Source organism: Pseudogracilibacillus sp. ICA-222130 (assembly GCF_037892545.1).
In the GTDB taxonomy this organism is placed as follows: Bacteria; Bacillota; Bacilli; order Bacillales; family Amphibacillaceae; genus Pseudogracilibacillus.
In genome coordinates this window covers 23,145-48,279 of sequence record NZ_JBBKBG010000018.1, presented here as the reverse complement: position 1 = coordinate 48,279, position 25,135 = coordinate 23,145, and the positions used below count along the sequence as shown (strand labels likewise).

At 39.0% G+C, this 25,135-nt stretch carries 23 protein-coding genes and 2 riboswitches; of the genes, 1 reads left to right on the top strand and 22 read right to left on the bottom strand.

Annotation, left to right across the window (positions count from 1 at the left end; translation table 11 throughout):
• Positions 1-267, top strand: a 267-nt coding sequence (locus WKT09_RS08640; protein WP_340415665.1) for a hypothetical protein, incomplete at its 5' end; no start/stop codon positions are given.
• On the opposite strand, the gene WKT09_RS08635 is transcribed toward WKT09_RS08640, so the two are convergent.
• The 22 genes from WKT09_RS08635 to WKT09_RS08530 form a co-directional block, all read right to left on the bottom strand.
• Positions 234-1,100 (bottom strand): MetQ/NlpA family ABC transporter substrate-binding protein, encoded by an 867-nt coding sequence (locus tag WKT09_RS08635; RefSeq protein ID WP_340415664.1) that lies wholly within the window; start codon positions 1,098-1,100, stop codon positions 234-236. The two genes, WKT09_RS08640 and WKT09_RS08635, sit on opposite strands and share 34 nt — an antisense overlap.
• A gap of 15 nt (positions 1,101-1,115) precedes the next feature.
• Positions 1,116-1,781: a methionine ABC transporter permease gene (locus WKT09_RS08630; protein WP_340415663.1), complete on the bottom strand. Its 666-nt coding sequence runs from the start codon at positions 1,779-1,781 to the stop codon at positions 1,116-1,118.
• A complete protein-coding gene (locus WKT09_RS08625) occupies positions 1,771-2,802 on the bottom strand; it encodes a methionine ABC transporter ATP-binding protein (RefSeq protein ID WP_340415662.1) in 1,032 nt (343 codons plus the stop codon). Before WKT09_RS08625 ends, WKT09_RS08630 begins: the two co-directional genes overlap by 11 nt.
• A gap of 82 nt (positions 2,803-2,884) precedes the next feature.
• A riboswitch (SAM riboswitch) is annotated at positions 2,885-2,994 on the bottom strand.
• 71 nt (positions 2,995-3,065) lie between these two features.
• Entirely contained in the window at positions 3,066-3,374 is a 309-nt protein-coding gene (locus tag WKT09_RS08620) for a thioredoxin family protein (protein ID WP_340415661.1), read from the bottom strand.
• Positions 3,375-3,379: 5 nt separating this feature from the next.
• Positions 3,380-3,733, bottom strand: a complete 354-nt coding sequence (locus WKT09_RS08615; RefSeq protein ID WP_340415660.1) for a toprim domain-containing protein — start codon at positions 3,731-3,733, stop codon at positions 3,380-3,382.
• Positions 3,734-3,823: 90 nt separating this feature from the next.
• On the bottom strand, positions 3,824-4,207 hold the full coding sequence (gene gcvH / locus WKT09_RS08610) for a glycine cleavage system protein GcvH (RefSeq protein ID WP_340415659.1): 384 nt from the start codon (positions 4,205-4,207) through the stop codon (positions 3,824-3,826).
• Between the two features lie 17 nt (positions 4,208-4,224).
• On the bottom strand, positions 4,225-4,581 hold the full coding sequence (locus WKT09_RS08605; RefSeq protein WP_340415658.1) for an arsenate reductase family protein: 357 nt from the start codon (positions 4,579-4,581) through the stop codon (positions 4,225-4,227).
• Positions 4,582-5,458: 877 nt separating this feature from the next.
• Positions 5,459-5,950 (bottom strand): nuclease-related domain-containing protein, encoded by a 492-nt coding sequence (locus tag WKT09_RS08600; RefSeq protein WP_340415657.1) that lies wholly within the window; start codon positions 5,948-5,950, stop codon positions 5,459-5,461.
• A gap of 213 nt (positions 5,951-6,163) precedes the next feature.
• Positions 6,164-7,159, bottom strand: coding sequence for an alpha-ketoacid dehydrogenase subunit beta (locus WKT09_RS08595; RefSeq protein WP_340415656.1), 996 nt, complete (start codon positions 7,157-7,159; stop codon positions 6,164-6,166).
• Positions 7,156-8,151: a thiamine pyrophosphate-dependent dehydrogenase E1 component subunit alpha gene (locus tag WKT09_RS08590; RefSeq protein WP_340415655.1), complete on the bottom strand. Its 996-nt coding sequence runs from the start codon at positions 8,149-8,151 to the stop codon at positions 7,156-7,158. Before WKT09_RS08590 ends, WKT09_RS08595 begins: the two co-directional genes overlap by 4 nt.
• Positions 8,152-8,355: 204 nt before the next feature.
• Positions 8,356-9,378, bottom strand: coding sequence for a MoeB/ThiF family adenylyltransferase (locus tag WKT09_RS08585; RefSeq protein WP_340415654.1), 1,023 nt, complete (start codon positions 9,376-9,378; stop codon positions 8,356-8,358).
• A complete protein-coding gene (locus tag WKT09_RS08580) occupies positions 9,375-10,139 on the bottom strand; it encodes a thiazole synthase (protein ID WP_340415653.1) in 765 nt (254 codons plus the stop codon). The genes WKT09_RS08585 and WKT09_RS08580 overlap by 4 nt, the downstream gene beginning before the upstream one ends.
• Positions 10,140-10,181: 42 nt before the next feature.
• Entirely contained in the window at positions 10,182-10,385 is a 204-nt protein-coding gene (thiS, locus tag WKT09_RS08575) for a sulfur carrier protein ThiS (RefSeq protein WP_340415652.1), read from the bottom strand.
• Between the two features lies 1 nt (position 10,386).
• The gene (locus tag WKT09_RS08570; protein ID WP_340415650.1) at positions 10,387-10,998 is read right to left on the bottom strand and encodes a thiamine phosphate synthase; all 612 of its coding nucleotides are present in this window, start codon (positions 10,996-10,998) and stop codon (positions 10,387-10,389) included.
• Positions 10,999-11,161: 163 nt separating this feature from the next.
• Positions 11,162-11,270, bottom strand: a riboswitch (TPP riboswitch).
• A gap of 320 nt (positions 11,271-11,590) precedes the next feature.
• Positions 11,591-11,914 carry a hypothetical protein gene (locus tag WKT09_RS08565; RefSeq protein WP_340415649.1) on the bottom strand — a complete coding sequence of 108 codons (324 nt, stop codon included), beginning with the start codon at positions 11,912-11,914 and terminating at the stop codon, positions 11,591-11,593.
• Positions 11,915-12,019: 105 nt separating this feature from the next.
• The gene (locus WKT09_RS08560) at positions 12,020-13,804 is read right to left on the bottom strand and encodes an acyl-CoA dehydrogenase family protein (protein ID WP_340415666.1); all 1,785 of its coding nucleotides are present in this window, start codon (positions 13,802-13,804) and stop codon (positions 12,020-12,022) included.
• Between the two features lie 229 nt (positions 13,805-14,033).
• A complete protein-coding gene (locus WKT09_RS08555) occupies positions 14,034-15,209 on the bottom strand; it encodes an acetyl-CoA C-acetyltransferase (protein ID WP_340415648.1) in 1,176 nt (391 codons plus the stop codon).
• 38 nt (positions 15,210-15,247) lie between these two features.
• Entirely contained in the window at positions 15,248-17,647 is a 2,400-nt protein-coding gene (locus WKT09_RS08550) for a 3-hydroxyacyl-CoA dehydrogenase/enoyl-CoA hydratase family protein (RefSeq protein ID WP_340415647.1), read from the bottom strand.
• Positions 17,648-18,235: 588 nt separating this feature from the next.
• Positions 18,236-19,606, bottom strand: a complete 1,371-nt coding sequence (locus WKT09_RS08545) for an NAD-binding protein (protein WP_340415646.1) — start codon at positions 19,604-19,606, stop codon at positions 18,236-18,238.
• Positions 19,607-19,935: 329 nt separating this feature from the next.
• Positions 19,936-21,033, bottom strand: coding sequence for a methylmalonyl Co-A mutase-associated GTPase MeaB (gene meaB / locus WKT09_RS08540; protein WP_340415645.1), 1,098 nt, complete (start codon positions 21,031-21,033; stop codon positions 19,936-19,938).
• Positions 21,030-23,180: a methylmalonyl-CoA mutase gene (scpA, locus tag WKT09_RS08535; RefSeq protein WP_340415644.1), complete on the bottom strand. Its 2,151-nt coding sequence runs from the start codon at positions 23,178-23,180 to the stop codon at positions 21,030-21,032. The genes meaB and scpA overlap by 4 nt, the downstream gene beginning before the upstream one ends.
• Positions 23,181-24,884 (bottom strand): methylmalonyl-CoA mutase family protein, encoded by a 1,704-nt coding sequence (locus WKT09_RS08530; protein WP_340415643.1) that lies wholly within the window; start codon positions 24,882-24,884, stop codon positions 23,181-23,183.
• Positions 24,885-25,135 lie beyond the last annotated feature (251 nt).

The window sequence follows — 25,135 nt, the reverse complement described above, 5'->3', positions numbered from 1 at the left end:
GCTTTTTCGCTTGTTCTTGCGGAATTATCCTATATATCCGCAAGTAGAACGACTTTTTCGCTTGTACTTGCGGAATTATCCCATATATCCGCAAGTGAAACGACTTTTCCACTTTTACTTGCGGAATTAAATCACATTTCCGCAAACCTACCAACACCAACTACTACTTACTCACCATTAGTATACCCAAAAAAAATTACCCCCACCATCGTGGAGGCAATTTTTTATATACATTATTCTGATACTGGTACTACCGCACCGTCGTAGTTCTCAACCATGAAGTCTTGAATTTCTTCAGAACGTAACACTTCTAATAACTTGTTTAATGCTTCGTCTTCTTCGTTACCTTCTTGAACCGCTAATACGTTCACGTAAGGAGAGTCGTCCCCTTCACGGAAAATAGAGTCGTTCACTGGATCAAGTCCTGCACCGATAGCATAGTTCGTGTTGATGACCACTAATACATCTTCTTCAGACTCATAAATCTCTGGTAAAAATGCTGGCTCATAGTCAGGAGAGAATGTTAAATTTTTCGGGTTGTCTTCGATATCATCTAACTCAGCCTTACCCTCTTCCACTCCGTCTTTTATTGTAATTAAATCGTTTGCTTCGAATAACTGTAACACACGTCCATGGTCAGCTACAGAGTTACTTAATACAACTTCTGTGCCATCTTTAATATTATCGATTGAATCAATAGTTTTTGAGTATGCTGCGATTGGTTCAATATGAATTCCACCGATATGTGTTAACTCGTATCCTGTATCTTCAATTGTTTGTTCTAAATAAGGAATATGTTGGAAATAGTTTGCATCTAAATCGCCACTTGCTAAGTCATCATTTGGTAAAACGTAATCCTCATATGGTTCAATTTCTAAAGTAATACCTTCTTCCGCTAAAATTGGTGCCGCTTCTTCTAAAATCTCTGCATGTGGCACACTAGAAGCTCCAACTTTAATTGTCACTTCTTCAGCGTTTCCATCATTATTACCTGCGTCGTTGTTGCCTGCGTTGTTTGCTGAGTTGTTGTTATTTCCTCCACCACATGCTGCTAAAACTAAAATTGAAATTAATGCAAATAAAGCTAAAACCTTTTTCATGAAACATTCTCCCCTTTACCTTTTATCAATTTTTTTAGATATAAAATCTCCAATGAATTGGAAAATAAAAACGACAATTACAATAATGATAGAACAGACGAGGACAATTTCAAAAATTCTTCGTTGGAATCCTGCATAATATGCATAACTCCCTAGTCCACCTGCTCCGATCGCTCCAGCCATTGCTGTATAACCAATTAACGCAATCGCTGTGACGGTAATTCCTGAAATAAGTGCTGGCATCGATTCTGGGATTAATACTTTAAAAATGATACGTCTCGTCGTGGATCCCATCGCTTTTGCTGCCTCAATTACACCTTTATTTACTTCCTTCAATGCAATTTCCACTAAACGGCCGTAAAACGGTGCCGCTCCTAAAATTAAAGCTGGAAGTGCTGCATTCGGTCCCCGAATCGTTCCAATTAAAAATCTCGTTAATGGGAACAATAATAAAATTAAAATGATAAATGGGATAGCACGAAAGACGTTAACAAATGTCGCAATGATAAAATTTAATATTTTATTTTCCCATAGACCATCTTTATCTGTTAAATAAAGTAATAAGCCAAGCAATAATCCTAAAATAAACGTTCCAATAAGTGCGATGATGGTCATGTAAAACGTTTCATATGTAGCTTCAAGCAATTGGTTCGTATCAAGTTTTGAAAAATCAAGTGTCATCGCGAATTACCTCCACTGTTACCGAGGAAGCTTGAACAAAAGCCTCAACTTTCTCTATTTCTGTTTTGTCTCCAATTAATTGAATAGCAAGAGAACCAAGCGTACCGTAAGTCGTTTTCGTAATTTTACCATGTAAAATATTCACTTGAGTATCGTAGTTTTTCGCAATTTCACTAATTAGAGCATCATTGGTTGCTGTCCCTTGGAATCGTAAACGAAGAACTTTTCCTTTTCGTTCTACTTCCTCTAGCACTTCATCCAATGTATCATCTTCACGGCCTTCTTCCACGACCTCTCCAATGAATCGTTGTGTCACATCATGTTGTGGATTCGTAAAAACATCATACACATTTCCTTGTTCCACAATTTTCCCCTGTTCCATCACTGCAACACGATGACAAATTTTTCGGATGACGTTCATTTCATGTGTAATTAAAATGATCGTCAAACCAAGTTTCTCATTAATATCTACGAGTAAATTTAAAATAGAGTTTGTCGTTTCCGGGTCTAATGCAGATGTCGCTTCATCACATAATAACACTTTCGGGTTATTCGCGAGTGCTCTTGCGATTCCGACACGTTGTTTTTGTCCCCCACTAAGTTGGGACGGATACGCTTTTTCTCTACCTTCTAATCCAACTAATTGAATGAGTTCCTTTACTCTTTTTTCTCTTTCTGCTTTTGGCACACCAGCGATTTCGAGAGGGAAGGCAATATTATCTTCCGTCGTTCGTGACCATAATAAATTAAAGTGTTGGAAAATCATTCCGATATCTTGTCTCGCTGTACGAAGATTTTTCGTATTTAATTCAGTCATGCTCTCGCCGTCAATGGTTATGGTTCCTGCTGTCGGTTCTTCCAGGCGATTTAATAACCGAACGAACGTACTTTTTCCAGCCCCACTATATCCAATCACTCCAAATATTTCACCAGTTTCGATATCCAATGTGATGTCATCGACTGCCTTGATTGGGCGATTGTCAATCGTGAATGTTTTCCTTAAATTTTTGATCGAAATCAAAATGCGTACCCTCCTTTTCCTTTTATTCCAATAAAAAAATCCCTTTGCTCTAGAGAACAAAAAGATTATATATCTTCACGTTCTCTCATTTTTCAAAGCGGTGTGCTTCGCAGGATTTAGCACCTTTCAATCTTTACATTGAAGGTTGCCGCAACTTCACAGGGCCAGTCCCTCCATTGCTCTTCATAAGAGTTTATCATATTCAATTGGTTATTATATTGAATCTTACCAGTCCTTGTTGCCTTTGTCAACGATAATGCACATTACCTAGCAAATAACTCGGGTTTGTACTCAAACACATAATGATAGATGTGTGCAACCGAATGAAATGTATAAATTTTTTCCTTTATTTCTCCATCTTTCACAATGAGTAAACACGGTACACTTTCGATTTTATTTTCTTGCATGAATTCCGGAAATAGGGATCCATTCATTTCTAGAAAAATTTCCTCCTTATGTGTCATTTCAATTTTCTGTAAAAAACTTCTTGCGACATGACACGTCCCACAAAATGGGGTATGAATAAAAAGGAAACCATCATCCGGTAATGGTAATTGTTTGATCTCTTGCATATTTCTCACCAATCTTTTAAAAAATATATCGGATTAATTCGAATATGAAATTTGACGAGTTCTGTTGCGAGAATATTGTATGGGGTTGCCTCCACTTCCATATATTCTTCTGGAATATACATATTTTCTGCATGTGGCAACTCTTCATTCAACTTTTTTCTAAGTTGTTTTCCTGGACGGTCCTCATCGACGAAAATATAGACAAGATGGTGATCCAAATCATACGTTTCCAGCATTTCATCAAATTTTTCAATACTAAATGTTCCGAATGTACATAAAATTTGTACGTCATCACGGCCATCGATAATTGTTTCGAGCCGCTTTTTATCTTGTTTTCCTTCAACAATCACTATTTTCATTTTATCATTGCATCCTTTTCATTGCACCTTTTTAAAACAAAAAGCTATTCACGATGAGTTTTGTCTGCTCATCGTTGAATAGCTTTTCCATTATTCTGCTGAGATTAATGCCTCGTATTTGTCTGCTGAAAGTAACTCGTCTAACTGCTCATCCTTTGTCGGCTCGATGACGATGAACCATCCTTGGTCATAAGGAGACTCATTTACTGTTTCAGGGCTATCTTGTAGTGCTCCATTAATTTCCACTACACGTCCACTTACTGGTGCATATAATTCGGATACTGTTTTGACAGATTCTACGCTTCCAAATGGTTCGTTCATTTCAATTTCCGCACCAATTTCAGGAAGTTCTGCAAATACGATGTCCCCTAATTCTTCTAAAGCGAATTGAGTAAGTCCGACTCGAATATCGCTTCCTTCTTCTCGTGCCCACGTATGTTCTTTTGAATATAATAACTCTGTTGGTAATGACATATTTTTCTCCTCCTACGTTACTTCCATGTATTTTCGTATGTTTCTTCTTTAAAGCCAACTGTCACGCTCGTGCCGTCTGTCAGGATTGGCCGTTTAATAAGCATGCCATTTGACGCTAAATATGTAACCATGTCATCGAGTGTGGCATCTTTTATTTTTTCTTTCATATTTTGTTCGCGATACACTTTCCCACTCGTATTAAAAAATTTCTTCGGTTCTAGTCCACTTTTTTCAATAAGCGATTTTATCGTCGCTTCTGAAGGTGTTTCTTCGACTAAATGAACTAATTCATACGTTTTCCCGTGATCATCTAGCCATTTTTTTGCCTTCTTACATGTACTACAATTCGGGTACCAATATAATGTTAGTGACATCGTAAACCTCCGTATAAAAAATTTACTAATCTGATTATAGCAAATAATCCCCCGCGCTACAAAGGGATAAATTTTTTCATGAAAACTGGTGGGTGTGTGTAATAATTCCGCAAGTGTAGGGCGATTTCAGTGGGAACTTGCGGATATATGCAGTAATTACGCAAGTGCAAGGCGGTTTTCATGATAACTTGCGGATGTGTGTAATAATTCCGCAAGTGCTCGGCGGTTTTCATGATAACTTGCGGATATATGCAGTAATTACGCAAGTGCAAGCCCGTTTCAGCGATAACTTGCGGATATAACCAATAATTACGCAAGTGCAAGGCGGTTTTCACGATAACTTGCGGATATAATCAATAATTACGCAAGTGCAAAGCCGTTTCCTCAATAACTTGCGGATATACATCACAGCCCCGTCGCAAGTTCACCAACAATTCCCCGCGCTATTAAATGTACTTCAAGTAATAAATCGATAGCTAGCATTCTTCCGACTATTTTCCTTCTTAAAGTACAATTGCAAAATAGATTGTATGGTTCGTATGGACACCATTCCTCCTATCCATTCGTAGATTCGCTCGGTTGTGATGGGGGCCTCTGGAAAAAGGGTGACGTATTCCACAATACTACGGACAACAGCAGATGCAAGCGACTCCCTATACGTGCACCGTGCACAACACATATGCCGATATTCCCGAGCCATCCAACCACGACAACGTACACAAGTAATGCCTTTTCGCAAAGTCTCCCACTCAAATGAAGGGGTGCGAACAAATCGATTTTCTGTTACATGTAAAGTACGTAATTTTTCAGCTAATGCGATGTGGGTAGCATTCAAGGTTGCACGCTCATTATTTAAATGCGAAAAAAAACCTTGCAATTATGTCGGCAAAACAATTTTATCATTTGGCTTCATGTACAATGTGAAACGATCATTCACAAAGGCGACATAAGGTAGAACAGGTAGATGAATATTTAGAGATAAAAGTATTTCCTTTAACAAAATTTCTGTGCGATTCAATTGATGTAACGGGTTTGCTATCACTTTATTCGTCCGAAGTGATGTAAACTGATCATCAAAATATGCATATTCATTTTCAAAGTTTTTAACTTCTACTAAAAGTAGTTTCGTTGCAAAAATTAACAAGCAATCAATTTGCGATAGTCGACCACTTTTGTCAAAGAGTAAGCTATACAAAGCGATATAATCAACTTGTAATTTTTCCACAACTAATTGTTCAAAACGACATTCCCCTCGATAACCTTGGAGTTCCTTGTAAAATTGTTGCTCATCCTCCTTCGAAAAAACGATACGATTTTGCAGTAATTCATATACGTATAATAGTGATGATTTTTGTACGGATTCGTTCATATTCTCCCTCCACTAAAACCCTTTCTTCTTACAATAACTAGTTATACAAATATTGCAAAAAGACAAAACTGCTATTTTGGACGAAAAACAGGGACGAAAATGCAAAAATCATCTAGGGGTTTCACCATTTTCACCACGAATACTTGCGATAAAATTCAATTTTATCCATTTACAAAAAAACTACATCGAAACAAAAAAATCTCGACGTAGTTTTCATGAGCGAATCGTTTCTCTGACAAGTTTCCCTATCGCCCGTTCGATATCCTCTACTTGTGGAACTGCCTGGTGCTCCAATTTTGCATTATATGGCATTGGAACGAAAGCCCCTCCGAGACGAATGATTGGTGCACGTAAAGCATGAAAAGCTCGTTCAGCAATTAAACTGGTAATTTCCCCACCAATTCCGCCACGTTTTACCGCTTCATGGACGATGATGACACGTCCCGTTTTTTCCACAGAGTTAAGAATCGTCGCTTCATCTAATGGCACGAGTGTGCGTGGATCGATGACTTCCACCGATACACCTAGAGCAGCGTAGTCCATTGCAGCTTGTAATGCTTTTTGCACCATGATACCTGTTGCAATGATCGTGACATCTGTTCCTTCCCGCTTCACATCTGCTACGCCAAGAGGAATTTCATAAGTATCTGTCGGTACGTCACCAGTCTTTTTATACAATAATTTATGCTCATAAAAAATGACTGGATTTGGATCATTTATCGCTGCTATGAGTAGTCCTTTCGCATCGTATGGGGTAGAAGGTTGGACTACTTTTAAACCTGGAACATGGGCGAGCCAAGCTTCCAAACTCTGAGAATGTTGGGCAGCTGCACCTGTTCCAGAGCCAGATGGGGTACGAATAACGAGTGGCACCGTCGCCTTTCCACCGTACATATAACGGATTTTCGCAGCTTGATTTACGACTTGGTCTAAGGCTAATGTTAAGAAATCAGAAAATTGGATATCGACGACAGGTCGCATGCCAGTTAATGCAGCCCCGACTGCAACACCTGTCATTCCGAGTTCACTGATCGGTGTATCGCGCACGCGAGCTGATCCAAACTCCTCCAGCAATGTCGCCGTCACCCCAAAAGCACCACCATACACACCGATATCTTCTCCGAGTAAAAGGACCTTCTCGTCCTCCCTCAGTTTAATTCGTAACGCATCACGAATCGCCTCCAAATATGTCGTCGTTTGCGCGTTCATAGTTCCACCTCCCGAATCGCATACACATCCTTATATAGTTCATCTATCCCAGGCTCGTCACTGGCTGTTGCAAATTCCGTTGCCGCGTCAACTTCTTTTTGTACAGTATGGTGTATCGCTTTTATTCGACCGGCTGCTTCTATTGCAACATGAAGTAATTTTTGCTCCAATTGAATAAGGGGGTCCCGTTTTTTATATGCTTCGACTTCTTCCTCCATCCGATACAATTGCTTATCACTTTTCGAATGGCCTTTGAACCGATATGTTTTCGCTTCTATGAAGGTCGGTCCTGCTCCATTTCTCGCGCGTTCGACAGCTCTTTCCATCGTTTCTTTTACAACTAAAACATCATTTCCATCAATGGTCACACCAGGAATTCCGTACGCCACAGCTCGTTCTGACAACTGATCAATATTCGTCATATCACCAATTGCGCTCGACATCCCATACATATTGTTTTCACAAATGAAAATGACAGGCACTTGCCAAATTGACGCCATATTTAACGCCTCATGAAAACTTCCTTCATTGATTGCACCATCCCCGAAAAAACATGCGACGACATTGTTCTTTTGCTGCATTTGCATACTTAATCCCGCCCCAACAGCGATTGGAATTCCACCTCCAACGACGCCGTTTGAACCAAGATTCCCTTCCTCGATGTCTGCTATATGCATTGAACCACCTTTTCCCTTACTATAGCCCGTTATTTTGCCGAACATTTCCGCCATCATTTTATGTATGTCAGCACCCATTGCAATCGCATGCCCGTGGCCACGATGTGTACTCGATATGTAGTCCCCGTTTTGCAACGCAGAACAAACACCGACAGCAACTGCCTCTTGTCCATTATATAAATGAGTCGTTCCATGCAAATGCCCTCGCTGAACATTTTTTTCTACCTCATTTTCAAACTGTCGAATGCGCACCATTTTTTCATATAATGTAAACCATTCTTCTATGTTTTTCCGCTCATATGGCACACTGTTCATCCCTTTCTATGTCCAAAATAATTCCTATCGTCGTGCATACTTTTCCCCTAGTATAATATACTTTTTCAAGCAAACATTACCTCCTTTGTTGAACAACGTTCTATGCAAAAATTGACGCCAAGTTAGATAGCAACCTCTCCAAAAGCGACGCGACTTTACTCCCTACTGTTTCAATAAACTACCTCATGATAGCGAATTTCTTCCTTAACTAAAATATCGATAATACAAAGATTTGGCATAATCTTGATTATTCGTCCCGTGGATGAATGCACGGCCATCTTTAAACAACACCATCCGTCTTTCTTCAAATGTAAATGATAATAAAAATGCATTAAGTTCAACTTTCCCACCAGTTTGTTTTAAGCTCTCGGCAACTTGCGCCAAGTTACGCTGTTGCATCTCAGGTGGCCGAATTTGCACGGATGATCGACCACATAACACGGCAACTTTCGTCTGTTCTTCATAACTCAAATATGGATATGTCGGGGAGTCGCCACATGTTGGACAATCAGCCTTCTTGTAAGATCGAATATCCATTTGCATGATTTCATTTTTCCATAAATCAAAGGCTAGTAATTTTCCTCGTAATGCATCGTTATCCCCGAGAAGTAATTTCAACGTTTCTGTCGTTTGATGGATCACGACTTGTGCTGCTGCCGGTTGGATAATCCCAGCTGTATCACAAGTTTGGCTTCCGATCGGAATTGTCCCAAGCAAACATTGTAAGCAAGGTGTTTTTCCTGGTAAAATCGTGTAACTAACACCATAACTACCAACACATGAACCATATACCCATGGGATGCCTTTTTTATGGGAAATATCATTTATCATCATCCGAATATCAAAATTATCTGTCGCATCTAAAATGACATCCACTCCATCAACAAGATATGTAAGTTCATTCGGTGTCACATCCATCACATGTGCATGGATGTTTACTTCACTATTTATTTCACTTAAAATTCGCTTCGCCGCAACAGCTTTCGGCATTCGATTTTCTGCATCTGCTTCTGTAAATAAATATTGCCGTTGTAAATTACTCCATTCAATATAATCACGGTCAACAATCGTTAATGTACCAATTCCAGCACGTGTAAGCATTTCCGCGCTTTGCGTACCTAATGCTCCAACACCAATGATGAGCACATGTTTATTTCGCAATATTTCCTGCCCATCGTTTCCAATGGGCGGAAATAATATTTGCCTAGAATATCGATCTTGTCTCATAGCCCGAGCCCTTCTTGCGGGCTACTTGCAACTGCATGGGTCTTTTTCGGAATTCTCCCTGCTTCAAATCCTAACTGTCCAGCTTGAACCGCAAGTTTCATTGCCACTGCCATTTTAACGGGGTCTGTTGCTCCTGAAACAGCTGTATTTAATAACACACCATCCGCCCCTAACTCCATGGCATATGCTACATCTGTCGGGGACCCAATTCCCGCATCAACAATGACAGGTACCTCTGACTGTTCGATAATGAATTGTAAATTTAACGGGTTCACAATTCCTTGACCCGAACCGATTGGCGATGCTCCCGGCATAATCGCATGTGCACCAAGATTTTCCAAACGTTTTGCTAAAACGACGTCATCTGATGTATAAGGTAAAACGATAAACCCTTCTTCCAGTAACATTTCTGTTGCTCGTAATGTTTCCACTGGATCTGGCAATAATGTTTTATCACAACCGATAATTTCAACTTTCACCATGTGGCATATCCCTGATGCTTGTGCTAATTTTGCAATTCGAACAGCCTCTTCGGCCGTTTTCGCACCGGCAGTATTCGGTAAAAATTTGAATTTTTGTAAATCAATCTTTTCTAAAAAATTCGGCTGATTCGGCTCATAAATATTCATTCGTTGTACAGCGAATGTTAAAACTTCTGTTTCTGATGCATCAACTGCTTCTTTTTGAATATCAAAATTCGAAAACTTTCCCGTCCCTAAAAATAATTTAGATTGAAAATGATATGGTCCAATTTGTAACATATGTATGCTCCTTTTTGTTTTTATTTGAGAGGAGACCGTTTTCTAACCTCCACCGACGAATTGAATCAATTCAATGTTGTCATTCGGTGCTACTTCTGTTGTAGCGTGGTCTTCTTTTTGCAAAATTTGTGCATTATGTTCCACGATAATAACCGGATTCGAAATGTTCAGATGTGCAATCAACTTAGAAATCGTATTCACATCTTGTGGGATATTCATTTTATTCCCATTAATACGTACATCCATTTCATTCACTCCCTTTTTCTAATATTTTATCCTTGTACGCTTGTGCGCTTTTACGAACATTCTCTACAGAAAAAATATTCGACATGACTGCAGCTCCTGCTGCCCCTGTATCCATCACTGCACTAATATTGTCCGCTGTAATCCCTCCGACCGCTATGACAGGAATCGTAACAGCATGTACGAGCTCACTTAGTTTGCGGAGACCACGGGGTTTCAAGTCCTTTTTACAAGTCGTGTGAAAAATATGACCATACATGACATATTTCGCTTGTTCCCGTGCTCGACTTTGTGCAAAAGGGATTTGATGAACGGCACAACCATATTCCAAATTGGGAAAATGAGCACGGATTTGTACTGGTTCATAACTATGTTCTGGCAAATGAACGCGTTGAACACCGTACATACTCGCCATATCTGCGCGATCATTTATAATAATTTTTTGTAAAGTAGGATCATATGCTTTTACAAGTCGAATCGCAGTTTCATAGTCTTTCACCGTCCAAGATCGTTCACGAATGTGTATATAATCAACGATGTCATATATGTCGTGTGCTTTTTCCGCAAAACTAGTGGCCGTTTCATTGCCTGAAGATATAGCATGTAGTTGGAACAAGGTACTTCACCTCTTTTCATACGTAATAAGGAGTACGAAAATTCGGATTCTTCTGAATGCAAGAGAGCCATTTTAGGAGAACGAAAAAGCCACTCTCCATTGAAAAGGAAAGTGGCCTAGTATGTATATCGTCCATGCAAAAATTTCGAGTTCTCCCGAAAATATATACTAAACATCACTTCCCTTCGCTAGTTTTAACTAGATCAGGTTATAAGAATCCCGGAGTTATACTCCGATCTCAGCTTGTAACACAAGCACCCCTAGTGTTCATATGTAATTTTGTTTGTTCGTCCTTATCTTATCACGGAATGAAAAAATGTCAAATAAGGAAAAGTACCTTTTCAGTCCATTAAACATGTAGTCATGATGACCGCAAGTAAAAAACCTCCACTACCGCTCCCAATCTATTAAAATCAAAACCACTAGTGTGAAGGTTGTGTGTACTGAACCCATAAAGTTAGAATTTTAATTTTGTTGTCCTGTTAATGGATTGCACTTTCAAATTACGTTAGTTGTTCGCTTATATCATCATTTTTTAGCAGATTTCATACATATTCCTAGATTTCTTCCTATTGTATCCACAAAATATCTTCTACATCATAACTTCCTGTTTCATTTTGTGAGGAAGGTGATTGAGCTTTATGGTTGCCTCTTGCAACTTTGGCCTACATTCTTGCAACTTTGAACTGTATTCTTGCAACTTTACTCGATATTCTTGCAACTTCGAACTGTATTCTTGCAACTTCGCACGATATTCTTGCAACTTTGCCCGATATTCTTGCAACTCCAGCCCGTATTCTTGCAACTTCGCACGATATTCTTGCAACTTCGCATGATATTCTTGCAACTTCGCATGACATTCTTGCAACTCCAGCCCGTATTCTTGCAACCTCAGGCCATATTCTTGCAACTCCAACCCGCATTCTTGCCCCCCTCCCGGGCAGAGCCAGTAGCTTTCAAATACATCAGAAAAACGGTGTCCACCATAATAGATGAACACCGTCACAAAGCATCGTATATTTTATACGATATACTTCTCCGCTTCAATGATTTCTGCTGCGATTTCACGTTTCTTCGCAATGACGTTAATTGGATCATGACGCGTTAGTTTTCTTAAAGAAGACAACATCATACGTAATGTATCCCCTTCTTCTACTGCAATTAAGATTTCTTTTGCATCTGCTTCGATACGGTTGAATGCTTCTTGTGCATATACTTGTGTATATAATAACTTCAAGTTCGCTTTATCCGCACCATCGCGTCCGATTGCTTTTTCCGTACGTAAAATTGCCGCTTCCATATTGTACACTTCTGCTGCCATATCTGCTAAGTTTGCTAAGATTTCTTGTTCGCCTTCTAGCTTTTGCATATATTTTTGAGCAGCTAATCCAGCACCTAGTAATACGATTTTCTTCGCATTTTTCAGTAAATATTTTTCTTGCTCTAAAGGCTCTGTGCCAACTTCTTCTGGCATCATCATTAACAACTCTTCCTGTAACCCTTGAGCTGCTTGTAATAATGGCAATTCACCTTTCATAGCTTTTTTCAATAATGTACCAGGAACAATTAAACGGTTAATTTCGTTCGTTCCTTCAAAAATACGGTTAATACGTGAGTCACGGTACATACGCTCGACTTCATACTCTGCCATGAAACCATATCCACCATGCATTTGAACCGCTTCATCTGCAACATAGTCTAATAGTTCTGTTGCTGTATATTTGTTCATGGAACATTCGATTTGATATTCCGCAATCGCATTTGCAATTTCACGACCGTCTTTTAATTCTTCATCTGACAATGATCCCATACGTTGTTCAAATAACCCTACTGTACGGTATACGGCACTTTCATTTGCGTATATTTCTGCTGCCATCGTTCCTAATTTTTCCTGTGTTAAAGTAAAGCTCGAGATCGGTGTACCGAACTGTTTACGTTCATTAACATATTTCGTTGCTAATTCTAAAGCACGCTTCGCACCACCAACGCCACCGATTGCTAACTTATAACGACCAACGTTTAAAATGTTAAACGCAATAATATGTCCGCGGCCTTTTTCTCCTAATAAGTTTTCTACCGGTACTTCCGCATCTTCTAATACTAATGTACGTGTCGATGAACTCTTAATTCCCATTTTCTTCTCTTCTGGTCCGACAGAAACTCCTGGGAATTCACGCTCTACAATAAATGCAGAAAAATGCTCGCCATCAATTTTTGCATATACAACGAACACATCAGCGAAATCAGAGTTTGTGATCCACTGTTTTTCCCCGTTTAAAATAAAATGAGTTCCAGCATCATTTAACTTTGCTGTCGTTTTTGCCCCTAATGCGTCTGAACCCGAACCTGGCTCTGTTAATGCATATGCAGCGATAAGTTCACCTGTCGCTAATTTCGGTAAATATTTTTCCTTTTGTTCATGGTTTCCGAAAAATACAATCGGTAAGGACCCAATTCCGACGTGTGCACCATGTGTAATTGAAAATCCACCAGCAGGAGCAAATTTTTCCGTAATTAAAGATGAACTAATTTTATCTAATGCAAGCCCACCATATTCTTCTGGAATATCAGCACTTAAAAGTCCTAAATCCCCAGCTTTTTTCAATAATTTTACCGAATGTTCAAATTCGTGATTTTCTAAGTTATCGATTAAAGGAACAACTTCTCCTTGTACGAAATCTTCTGTTGTTTTAGCAATCATTTTATGTTCTTCTGTGAAATCTTCTGGTGTGATGACATCCTCACCAGTTAAGTCTTCAATTAAAAATGCTCCACCTTTAATTAATTTCTCTGTCATCGTTAACATCCTTTCTGTTTTCATGATTCATGTATACAATAAAATTTAGTTTCCTCTCATTTCTTCCCTTTTTATAAAAAGGGTGTGGGAGATGTGTGCAAGGCACAACAACCCCACGAATAATATGAAAATATTTAAGAGGTTTTTCATATATGAAAACTTCCGCAAAAATTACGGTCTATCGATAATGGGAGTTATAAGACGCAACAGCGATTTTTGCGGAAAGTTTTACACCAAATTAAAGTAATTCAAATACTCCAGCAGCACCCATTCCGCCACCGATACACATTGTGACAACTCCGAATTGTTCGTTACGACGAATCATTTCATGCATGATCGATAACGTCAATTTCGTTCCTGTCATTCCTAGTGGGTGACCAAGTGCAATTGCTCCACCATTTACGTTAACTTTTTCTGGATCTAAGTCTAACGTACGCATTACTTGAATCGACTGAGATGCAAACGCCTCGTTTAATTCAAATAAGCCTATATCTGATAATTCTAAACCAGCTAATTTTAACGCTTTCGGCACAGCTGCAACAGGACCAATTCCCATCACTTCAGGTGCTACACCGGCAACTGCAAATGAACGGAATTTTAATAACGGCTTTAAACCTTCAGCCTCTGCTTTCTCGCGGTCCATTAATAAAACAGATGCAGCACCATCACTCATTTGTGAGGCATTACCAGCTGTTACTGAACCGCGAACATTAAATGCCGGGCGTAGTTTCCCTAATACTTCTACTGTTGTTCCTGGACGAACACCTTCATCCATTTCAAACATACGAGTCGTTTCTTCAATTTTATGTTTCGCACCGACGAAGCGATTCGTTACTTCCACAGGGACAATTTCGTCGTTAAACTTTCCAGCTTTAATTGCCGCTTCTGCTTTTCGATGACTTTCTACAGCAAAACTGTCTTGTTCTTCACGGCTAATACCGTATCGATTTGCAACTTCTTCTGCCGTATGTCCCATTCCCATATAGTATTCTGGTGCATTTTCTACTAAGGATGAGTTCGGTTTAATGACATGTCCACCCATCGGAATTAAACTCATCGACTCTGCTCCACCAGCTAAAATCGTATCACTATGTCCTAACATAATACGTTCTGCACCGAATGCAATACTTTGTAATCCACTCGAACAATAACGGTTAATCGTCAGTGCTGGTGTCTCTTCTTTCAATCCAGCAAGTCCAGCGATATTGTTCGCCATATTCATTCCTTGTTCTGCTTCTGGCATCGCATTACCAAAAATGACATCATCGATATTTCCGTCGTAATTTCCTGCACGTTTCAATGTTTCTTTTACTGTAATCGCAGCTAAATCATCTGGTCTAACATGTGCAAGTGACCCTCGTTTCGCACGTCCTACAGGGGTTCTTGCTCCTGCAACAATGACTGCTTCTCTCACGAAAATTCCTCCTTCTTTTTCAAAACTTTCATCTATGATTAGTTACGTAATGGTTTTCCTTTTAATAACATATGTTGCATACGCATTTGCGTCTTCGGCTCACCGATTAAGCTTAAGAAAGCTTCACGCTCTAATGCTAACATCGTTTCTTCGTCGATCAGTGATCCTTCATTAATTCGTCCACCAGAAATAACATATGCTAATTTCTCCGCAATCTTTAGATCATGTTCAGATGCATATCCACTTAAGTGTAAGTTTTTCGCTCCTAATAGCATTGCTCCATATCCTGCATCTCCAACAACTGGAATCTTCTCAGGTTTCGGTGCTTTATAACCTAATTTGCTTAAACCTAATACACGTTGTTTTGCATCGTGTAATAGATGGTCAGGATTCACACTAATGCCATCATAACGATTTAAAAATCCGTTTTCGCGTGCCTCTTCTGCTGAAGTCGATACTGCAGCTGTGGCTACACGTTCAAACACTGTATTCGCTACTTGCATTAAGTCAAAATTAACACCTTGTGGTATGTCACGAAGCATTTTTAAATATAATTCTTTCGTTCCTCCACCACCTGGGATTAATCCAACTCCTACTTCTACTAATCCTAAATAGGTTTCTGTAGAAGCTTGAACACTTGCAGCTGGTAAAGTTACTTCTGCTCCACCACCTAAAGACATATTAAATGGTGCTGTTACTACTGGTTTTTCACTATATTTAATATTTAGTGTCATGTTTTGGAATTGACGAATGACCATATCTAATTCAAAGAAGTTTTGGTCTTGTGCTTCCATTAACATTAGCGCTAAATTCGCACCAACACAGAAGTTTTTCCCTTGGTTCCCAATCACAAGTCCTTCATAGTTTTTCTCTACTTCTTCAATAGATTTATTAATCATTTGAATAACATCCATACCGATCGAGTTGTTCGGTGATGTAAATTCTAATAATGCAACCCCGTCACCGATATCGACTAAACTTGCTCCATTATTTTTCATAATGACGTCATTTGTTTCTTTTAAACGACGAATATTAATTTCCTTTTCATTGAAGGCAACTTGTGCATAGTCTTCTTTGTCAAAATAGTAAACGTTTCCATTCTCTTGCTTATAGAACGTTTCATTTCCTTTTTCCAGTAATGTTTCGACCCAAGCCGGAATTGTTTCTCCATCCGCCTTCATACGTTCGACCGATTTACGAACACCGATAGCGTCCCATGTTTCAAATGGACCGAACTGCCAGCCGAATCCCCATTTCATCGCATTGTCGATTTGTGTTAGGTCATCAGCAATTTCACCTACTAACTCTGCACTATATAATAAGGTTGGCTTTAAGATACTCCATAAGAAATCACTTGCTTTGTCTCCTTGTTGAGAAACGACTGCTTTAATTTTCTTACGTGTTCCTTTTTGCTGTTTCGCCATTTCAATCGCAGCAGTTTTTAATTTCTTTTGTTCGCTATATTCGAATGTTTCTGGGTCAATCTCTAAAATGACGCTTCCTTTTTCCCCTTTTTCTTTCTTGAAAAATCCTTGCTTCGCTTTTGCACCTAACCAACCGCGCTCATTCATTTCTTTCATAAACGATGGAATTTCGAATACTTTCTTTTCTTCGCCTTCCACTTTTTCATATGCTGTATTTGCAACATGAATGAATGTGTCTAATCCGACCACATCTAATGTTCGGAATGTAGCACTTTTCGGACGGCCGATAAGTGGACCTGTAATAGAATCAACTTCTCCAATTGATAGTCCTTGTTTCAACATTTCTTGTACGGTTACTAATAAACCGTAAGTTCCAATTCGGTTTCCGATAAAGTTCGGCGTATCTTTTGCTTCGACGACACCTTTTCCTAATACGTCTTCTCCAAATTGTTTCATGAAGTTTAATACTTCTTCATCTGTATGTTGCGTCGGAATAATTTCTAATAGTTTTAAGTAACGTGGTGGATTGAAGAAATGCGTTCCTAAGAAATGCTTTTTCATGTCTTCTGAACAATCTTCAATCATCGCTTCTACGGAAATTCCGGATGTATTGGATGATACAATCGTACCTTCTTTTCTTACTTTGTCGATATTTGCATATACTTGCTTTTTAATGTCTAAATTTTCCACGACAACTTCGACGATCCAATCAACGTCTGCTAGTTTTTCTAAATCATCTTCTAAGTTACCTACTGTAATTAAGTCCAAACTTTTCTTTGATGTAATTGGTGATGGTTTTTGTTTTAATAACGCCTGTTTCCCTGCTTGTGCAATTCGGTTTCTTACCGCCTTATCTTCTAACGTTAATCCTTTTTTCTTTTCATCTTCTGTGACATCTCTAGGTACAATATCAAGCATGATTGTTGGGATTCCATTGTTCGCTAAATGCGCAGCGATCGCCGAACCCATCACACCAGAACCTAATACTGCAGCCCTTTTAATACGATGTGTCATATTGTAATCCTCCTTACATCTTTGTTTGTTCTTTTTTATATAGCCACATATTGAATGAAGCATCATTTATTTTTTATGCGACAAAACACGAACTTTTTCTTTGCTTCATGCTACCGCTTGAATGAACCCTCATTCATGAAGTGGGAAAATAAAAAAATTATACTATCATTACTATAAACGATTTCTTTCGTTTTGGCAACGGTTACATTCTAAAATTTTTAAAAAGATTCGTCTTTTCGGAAAAATATTCAACATAAAGTGTATCGTTTTGTCGAATGTATGCGCATTTGGTGCATATTCTTGATGACTAATCTATTCAGGAAGTTTTTTTCATTTCATAAAAAATAATGGTCATACCTGTTTATTCGTCAGGGAAAATTCCTCACAATGAGATGACTCTAACTTGTTCATTTACGTAACATGGCTTCGTCACTTTCTTTTTATAATATGAACGAATGAAAAAAATATGACCTACATCATTGTGAGGCATACCTATATTTTTTTGAAATTCTATCTATTCCACATCGATTTTTAAGCCCTCTTTTATACAAAAAGCTAGAAGTGTCATGCGTATTGCTGCTAGTTTTTCTACAACTGTAACATTTCTTTCGTTAATACATCTTTCAATGTCCCCATACTGTACAATGTTTTTTCACTTTCTGTCGTCACAATTTTAAATGTATGGTCGATCATTTTATCAGAAAAATTCATAAAAATAGGCGTTTCCGGAAAGATTTCCGATAAATCGATGCCCTCCATTAAATCAACATAATCTTCTTCCAAACAAATGAAAATATGTGTAAAATCCTTTTCTTCATTTTCGATTACTGTGACAAGTTCATCTGTCTCTGCATGAAATGGGAGATGTATTTGATTGCCAGTAGACGTTTTTCTAGGAAAATCCCCTAAAACGGTGAGTGAAAAAGGGATCGATACATGTTGCTTTTCATACATCTTTTCAGCTTCGGCGACCATTTGTGTCCCGATTTTTCCATTCCCGACAACTAATACATCTAATCGTTTTGACTTCGTAAATATATGCTCATGTTCTTGCCAAAATTTAACGGAAAGCATATGGTATACATTTATTATTTCGACATGGAATGAAAATCCTTCCATATTTTCGATAAACGACGTTAATTCTTTTTGATAACGAACATTTTCTAAATGGATAATTAATTTTTGTAATGGCATCGGCTTTTTATGACGTTCTACAAAATTTTCTAATTCCATTAATGTGTATAAACTGTCCTGATCTTTTTCCTCAAATAATAAAACAGATTTTGCCTTATGGACAGCACTTTTTGAAAAAATAGTTTGGTCATGGATCGCTGTTGGCAGGACGATTACCCCCATTTCTTCCAGCCGTTGTATAGCATCTATAGAAAAATCCTCATCTATAACGACGACCGTCTCCCGATGATGTCGTAAATCTTCTATCAATAAATGGCTTTTTTCATGATAGCCAAAAATAACATAATGTTTCCCGAATCGTTGTACACGAAACAGCAAAAACCTCATTTCTAATGTCCGGTACATCGCAATGAAAACCGTTGATATCGTGTAAGACGCCGCAGACCAGCGGGCTATTTCGAGTAATAAAGGATACTGTGTCGGACTCGTTCCATCCACCGTGAATACATCCGCAAAATCGAGTAAATAAAGTCGAAAGGTAAAATATAATGCGTTTGACAAGGAGTGATGATCCACAGACAAATGATAGAAGCCGTACAATCCAGTAATAAATGCCAGCATGAATAAAAAAATATGTAGTGCATAGCGATATGTATAACGTAAAACAACTGGAAATCCGAGTAAATATATTGCGAGAATGATAATGATGGGACCATCAATCGAGTCATCTATTGGCGCAAGTCCCAATATGAGTGCAGTGGCAACAATGATCGTTATATAATAATAAAGGGTTACTTGTTTCCATGTCGATCGTTTTTCCTCCATTCTATAGCCCTCCATTCCTATCCTTTCCTTTATTCTACATGTATCATAGGAGAAGTTTCAACACGGTATAGATGAAAGGAAACGCGGTAAAGTAAATTTGTACGAGTAATTCGTATATTTCATCCACCAAAAAGATTGGTAGCATCCGACAGCTTTGCACTTTTTTAAATAAAATCGTCGTTTTGGGCAATTTCATGACGTTGTAGTGCTTGCATATCTTCGCTAGGGCTATTTTTAAAAAAAGAAAAAGGTACCGGTGGATTTTTCCACCAACACCATATGTTGTCCCATCGTTCTTTCGCTTTCGGTCTTTACCGACGCGTTTTTTACTATTCCTCTTGAAATAACAGTTCCATCGCTTTTGTCACTGGCAATTCATCGGCTAAAATTTTTGCTTCTAATTGAGCTACTTTTTCTTTTACTCCATCACGACGGAAAAACTGTTCGACAAGTTCTTCATAAATCATATCATGGAACCAATTTTTCACTTGATTTTTACGTCGGTCATCCCAGTATCCAGTTTCCATCACTTTTTCCCGGAAATCATGAATCGTTTCCCACACTTCTTCATGTCCCGTTTTTTCATAAGAGGATACCGGAATTGCAGTCGATAACCAACCAGGTGTAGCTGGCTGTAAATAATGTAAAATCTGCTTGAATTCCCTGGCTGTTCGTTTCGCACGGCGGACATTATCGCCATCTGCTTTATGAACGATAATGAGATCTGTAATTTCCATGATCCCTTTTTTCATTCCTTGTAAATCATCACCCGCACCGGTAATGGCAACCATCGCAAAAAAATCGACCATATTTCGTACGGCAATTTCACTTTGACCAACCCCAACTGTTTCGATTAAAATAATGTCAAAACCTGCTGCCTCACATAAAAGCATCGTCTCACGTGTTTTACGATGGACTCCTCCGAGGGTACCCGAAGTCGGAGAAGGACGGATGAATGCATTCGGATGATTCGTCAATTTCTCCATGCGTGTTTTATCCCCTAAAATACTCCCACCGGAAACGGCAGAGCTTGGATCAATCGCAAGAACAGCAACTTTATGTCCTTTATCCGCTAGCATAAGCCCAAACGTTTCAATAAATGTACTTTTTCCAGCACCAGGTACCCCACTTACACCAATACGAACACTTTCTCCCGTGTGTGGCAATGCTTTTTGGAGCAAGTTTTGCGCCAGATCATGGTCACTTCGTTTCATGCTTTCAATCAACGTAATCCCACGCGCTAAATCATTTCTGGAACCAGCGGCAATCGAATCAAATAACGAATCGATATTTACAGAAGTTTCTTTTTTTACAAAACGACGACGTTTTTTTCGTTTCATGCCGTCATGGGAGCTATGAATACCACCCATGACGTGCAATGCACTATCTTTTTTATGTGACTTGTCTTCGTTTTTTTTGTGGCTCATTCTTCCACTTCCTCGTATCCCAGCTTCTTGTAAATTTCCTCCAATATAATTTGCGATGCGACTGGAATGACTGTACCTGGTCCGAAAATAGCTACTGCGCCGCTTTCATATAATGCTTCATAATCTTGGGCTGGAATCACTCCACCAACGATAATTAAAATATCATCCCGGCCTAATTTTTCTAACTCTGCCTTCAATTGAGGTACTAATGTTTTATGTCCTGCTGCTAATGAACTTACCCCGATAACGTGCACATCGTTTTCAACAGCTTGTGCCGCAGTTTCTGCCGGTGTTTGGAAAAGTGGCCCAATATCGACATCAAACCCTAAGTCTGCATAAGAAGATGCAACCACTTTTGCTCCACGGTCATGTCCGTCTTGCCCCATTTTCGCAATTAAAATACGTGGCCTTCTTCCTTCGTTTTCTAAGAATTCCTCTGTCATTCGTTGCATTTCTTCGATTTCCTCTTGGTTATCAAAATTGGAACTATATACACCACTCACTGACTGAATCACCGCCTTATGTCGTCCGGATACAGCTTCAATTGCATCCGATATCTCTCCGATAGTCGCACGAGCTCGCGCACAATCTACCGCACATGCAAGTAAATTTTTCTCACCTGTACGTCCTGCTTCTGTCAATTCTTGTAATAAACGTTGAACTTCTTGTTCATCCCGATTGGCTTTCATCGTTTCGATCCGTTCAATCTGTTTTTCACGTACAACTGTATTATCAATATCTAAAATATCAATCGGTTCCTCTTCCTCTAATTGATATTTGTTCATGCCGATAATCGTTTCTGTTTGCGAATCAATTTGTGCTTGACGCTTCGCCGCTGCTTCTTCAATTTTTAATTTTGGTAGGCCAGTATCGATCGCTTTAGCCATACCACCTAACTCCTCAATTTCTTCAATTAAATCCCAAGCTTTTTCCATTAACTCGTCTGTTAATTTTTCGACATAATACGAACCACCCCAAGGATCTGCTACGTTCGTCATCATCGTTTCTTCTTGTAAAAACAATTGTGTATTACGTGCAATTCTCGCTGAGAAATCTGTCGGAAGGGCAATCGCCTCATCCAATGCATTCGTATGTAGACTTTGTGTATGTCCCATCGCCGCAGCATTCGCCTCGATTAATGTACGTGTCACATTATTGAATGGATCTTGCTCGGTTAAACTCCAACCAGATGTTTGAGAGTGGGTACGTAATGCAAGTGATTTGGCATTTTTGGGATGAAAGGTTTGCATCATTTGTGCCCACATACGACGTGCAGCACGCATTTTCGCCACTTCCATAAAATAGTTTTTTCCGATCGCCCAGAAAAACGACAATCTTGGGGCGAATGAATCGACATCAATTCCAGCCTTTAACCCAGTTCGTACATATTCCAGCCCATCTGCTAATGTGTACGCTAATTCAATGTCTGCCGTTGCTCCCGCTTCTTGCATATGATACCCCGAAATGGAAATCGAGTTGAACTTCGGCATGAATTTTGACGTATATTCAAAAATATCCGCAATAATTTTCATCGACATGTCAGGTGGGAAAATATATGTGTTACGAACCATATATTCTTTCAAAATATCATTTTGAATCGTTCCCGCTAATTTTTCAGGTGGGACCCCTTGTTCCTCTGCCGCGATAATATAAAACGCCATGATTGGTAATACCGCCCCATTCATCGTCATGGATACAGACATTTCATCTAATGGAATACCGTCGAATAAAATTTTCATATCTTCCACAGAGTCAATTGCTACTCCTGCTTTTCCAACATCTCCATGTACTCGCTCATGATTGGAGTCATAACCACGGTGTGTGGCAAGGTCAAACGCAACCGATAGTCCTTTTTGTCCCATCGCTAAGTTACGACGGTAAAATGCGTTACTTTCTTCTGCTGTCGAGAATCCTGCATATTGTCTTACCGTCCAAGGACGTGTCACATACATTGTCGGATATGGTCCACGCGTATTCGGGGCCACTCCAGCATAATCATGTAAATGTTTTAGATGTTGCACATCTTCTTTACGGTACACATTTTTCACTGAAATGCCTTCATTCGTTTCAACGGCAACTTCTTGAACTACTTTTTCCATATCTGCCGTTAATTTCGGTTGAACATCTTTAAAGTTCGGTTTCATCATTTAACACCCCTCCTTTTCTAAAAGACGTTGTAACATTTGGAACTTTTCTAATTGATCTTGTCCTTTCCATATAAAACCATGGATTCCTTTTGCTTGCCATTTTTCTACAAGTTCCGGTGCATATTTTCCTGCTACATCCACTTTTTTATTACCCGGGAAATGAGCTACAAAACCATCGACAAATGTCTCTGTTTCTTTTGCAGAAGCACAAATAATCGCATAATCAAATGGATGCTCCATCGCCCATTTCGCTCCTTCTTCCGCTGTGGTAAATGCTGGTTCAGCACTTATTTCAATACCAGCTGCTGCTAAAAATCCTTTGGCAAAATCTGCACGAGGTTTGTAATCTTTTAACATACCGAAGTTTAGTAAAACAACATTTGGTTGATTTTCTGTAAAATATTTTCGGACGTTTTCATACGGTTCTGCTAAGCGATTTTCTACTACTAATGTTGGATGTTCGTCTTCGATCACATTTTCTAAGTCAGCATACATATTCGTTCCAATCAATGAAGCTTTATGTGTACTTAATAATGTCAGTCGCTTTTCATATAAGGAGGCAATTTTTTCATTATAAGTATCACTATTTACATATGCTAAATAGCCACCTTTATCCTCTATCTCTAAAAATGCTTTCCAAGCTTTTTCCACTAACTGGTCTGTCAAAGTATCTATATAATACGAACCACCAGCTGGATCTAACACATAATGGACAAATGTTTCTTCTTTAATAACGAGTTGTACATTACGAGCAATTCGTTCGGACTGCGGTGTAATTGCTGACAACACATCATGTGGATGGACGGTCACCACATCTGCCCCACCTAGTACAGCCGAAAACGCTTCGTTTCCTGCCCGAAGTAAGTTTACATACATATCCAATTTTGAATAGGTACGTAAAGATGTTTCTGTATAAATGCTTGCATTCGGCGCTTCTTTCTCCCCATATGCTTCCGCTAATGTTTGCCATAATAAACGGAATGCGCGAAGTTTCGCGATTTCCATAAAGAAATTCGTATCGATAGCATACCGCACGATGAAATCATTCGCAAATGCAGTAAAAGAATCATATTCTTCTAATTGTTCTGTCGCAATCGCTAATGTAAGCGCCAATTCCGTAACAATATCTGCCCCACGGTCATGATCTTCGACTAAATCTGCTACTACTGTACGAACATTGTCATACCCACTAGGCAAATCGATGTCATAACCTGTTACAGCACCTTGAACAAGGGCACGATCAGACTCATTAATGTGATTGAAAACGGTTAAAAAATCGTCATTACTATGTACTTGGAATGCATAAATTGGATATTTCGTCATGAGCGTTGCTAATTTCTTCAGTTGATCGTCTGTCCAAACGACACCATGTGCTCCGTCATAAACAATGGCTTCGTTCCCTTTTTCAATGGCAATCATCGATTCTTCTAAAAATTTAGCACCATCTTTTGCATACGAACGTTGAGCAATCGTCCAGTTCGGGGAACCGATTCCTTTTCGAATTGTCTTTAACATTGCATCATGTTTGTCTGCATATTGTTGTTCGAACGCTTCCTTTGTATATAATGGTTTAATGTCAATATCTTCTAATGTTTTTGTAATTAGTTTTTCAAATGGTAATCCTCGTAACGATGCTTCAGCAACTTCACGCCATTTCGCATCATCGATACGTGGAAAGGTCGTTTGCTTCATTTCTGAAATCATGTTTACCCACTCCTATCTGCCATTTATTATATCATTCCGATAAAAGCGTTGCCATTGTTGGATGGAACGTAAATTACCGCTCACGTTCGTATTTAATGCACCTTGGCAATGAAAGTTTACGATTGGAACGAACATTTTAGCAATTAAAACTTTTATGAAAATTATCGCGTCTGTTTGGCGGTTCGTTGCATCTGTTTTGAGGTTTGTCGCTTCTGTTTTCCGCTTTGTTGCATCTAAATTTCATTTATTGC

Excerpts from the sequence above, each read along its gene's own strand:
- WKT09_RS08635 (WP_340415664.1), bottom strand. The coding sequence starts at position 1,100 with ATGAAAAAGGTTTTAGCTTTATTTGCATTAATTTCAATTTTAGTTTTA.
- WKT09_RS08630 (WP_340415663.1), bottom strand. The coding sequence starts at position 1,781 with ATGACACTTGATTTTTCAAAACTTGATACGAACCAATTGCTTGAAGCT.
- WKT09_RS08620 (WP_340415661.1), bottom strand. The coding sequence starts at position 3,374 with ATGCAAGAGATCAAACAATTACCATTACCGGATGATGGTTTCCTTTTT.
- WKT09_RS08615 (WP_340415660.1), bottom strand. The coding sequence starts at position 3,733 with ATGAAAATAGTGATTGTTGAAGGAAAACAAGATAAAAAGCGGCTCGAA.
- gcvH (WP_340415659.1), bottom strand. The coding sequence starts at position 4,207 with ATGTCATTACCAACAGAGTTATTATATTCAAAAGAACATACGTGGGCA.
- WKT09_RS08605 (WP_340415658.1), bottom strand. The coding sequence starts at position 4,581 with ATGTCACTAACATTATATTGGTACCCGAATTGTAGTACATGTAAGAAG.
- WKT09_RS08600 (WP_340415657.1), bottom strand. The coding sequence starts at position 5,950 with ATGAACGAATCCGTACAAAAATCATCACTATTATACGTATATGAATTA.
- WKT09_RS08595 (WP_340415656.1), bottom strand. The coding sequence starts at position 7,159 with ATGAACGCGCAAACGACGACATATTTGGAGGCGATTCGTGATGCGTTA.
- WKT09_RS08590 (WP_340415655.1), bottom strand. The coding sequence starts at position 8,151 with ATGAACAGTGTGCCATATGAGCGGAAAAACATAGAAGAATGGTTTACA.
- WKT09_RS08585 (WP_340415654.1), bottom strand. The coding sequence starts at position 9,378 with ATGAGACAAGATCGATATTCTAGGCAAATATTATTTCCGCCCATTGGA.
- WKT09_RS08580 (WP_340415653.1), bottom strand. The coding sequence starts at position 10,139 with ATGTTACAAATTGGACCATATCATTTTCAATCTAAATTATTTTTAGGG.
- thiS (WP_340415652.1), bottom strand. The coding sequence starts at position 10,385 with ATGGATGTACGTATTAATGGGAATAAAATGAATATCCCACAAGATGTG.
- WKT09_RS08560 (WP_340415666.1), bottom strand. The coding sequence starts at position 13,804 with ATGTTAACGATGACAGAGAAATTAATTAAAGGTGGAGCATTTTTAATT.
- WKT09_RS08550 (WP_340415647.1), bottom strand. The coding sequence starts at position 17,647 with ATGACACATCGTATTAAAAGGGCTGCAGTATTAGGTTCTGGTGTGATG.
- WKT09_RS08545 (WP_340415646.1), bottom strand. The coding sequence starts at position 19,606 with ATGGAGGAAAAACGATCGACATGGAAACAAGTAACCCTTTATTATTAT.
- meaB (WP_340415645.1), bottom strand. The coding sequence starts at position 21,033 with ATGAGCCACAAAAAAAACGAAGACAAGTCACATAAAAAAGATAGTGCA.
- scpA (WP_340415644.1), bottom strand. The coding sequence starts at position 23,180 with ATGATGAAACCGAACTTTAAAGATGTTCAACCGAAATTAACGGCAGAT.
- WKT09_RS08530 (WP_340415643.1), bottom strand. The coding sequence starts at position 24,884 with ATGATTTCAGAAATGAAGCAAACGACCTTTCCACGTATCGATGATGCG.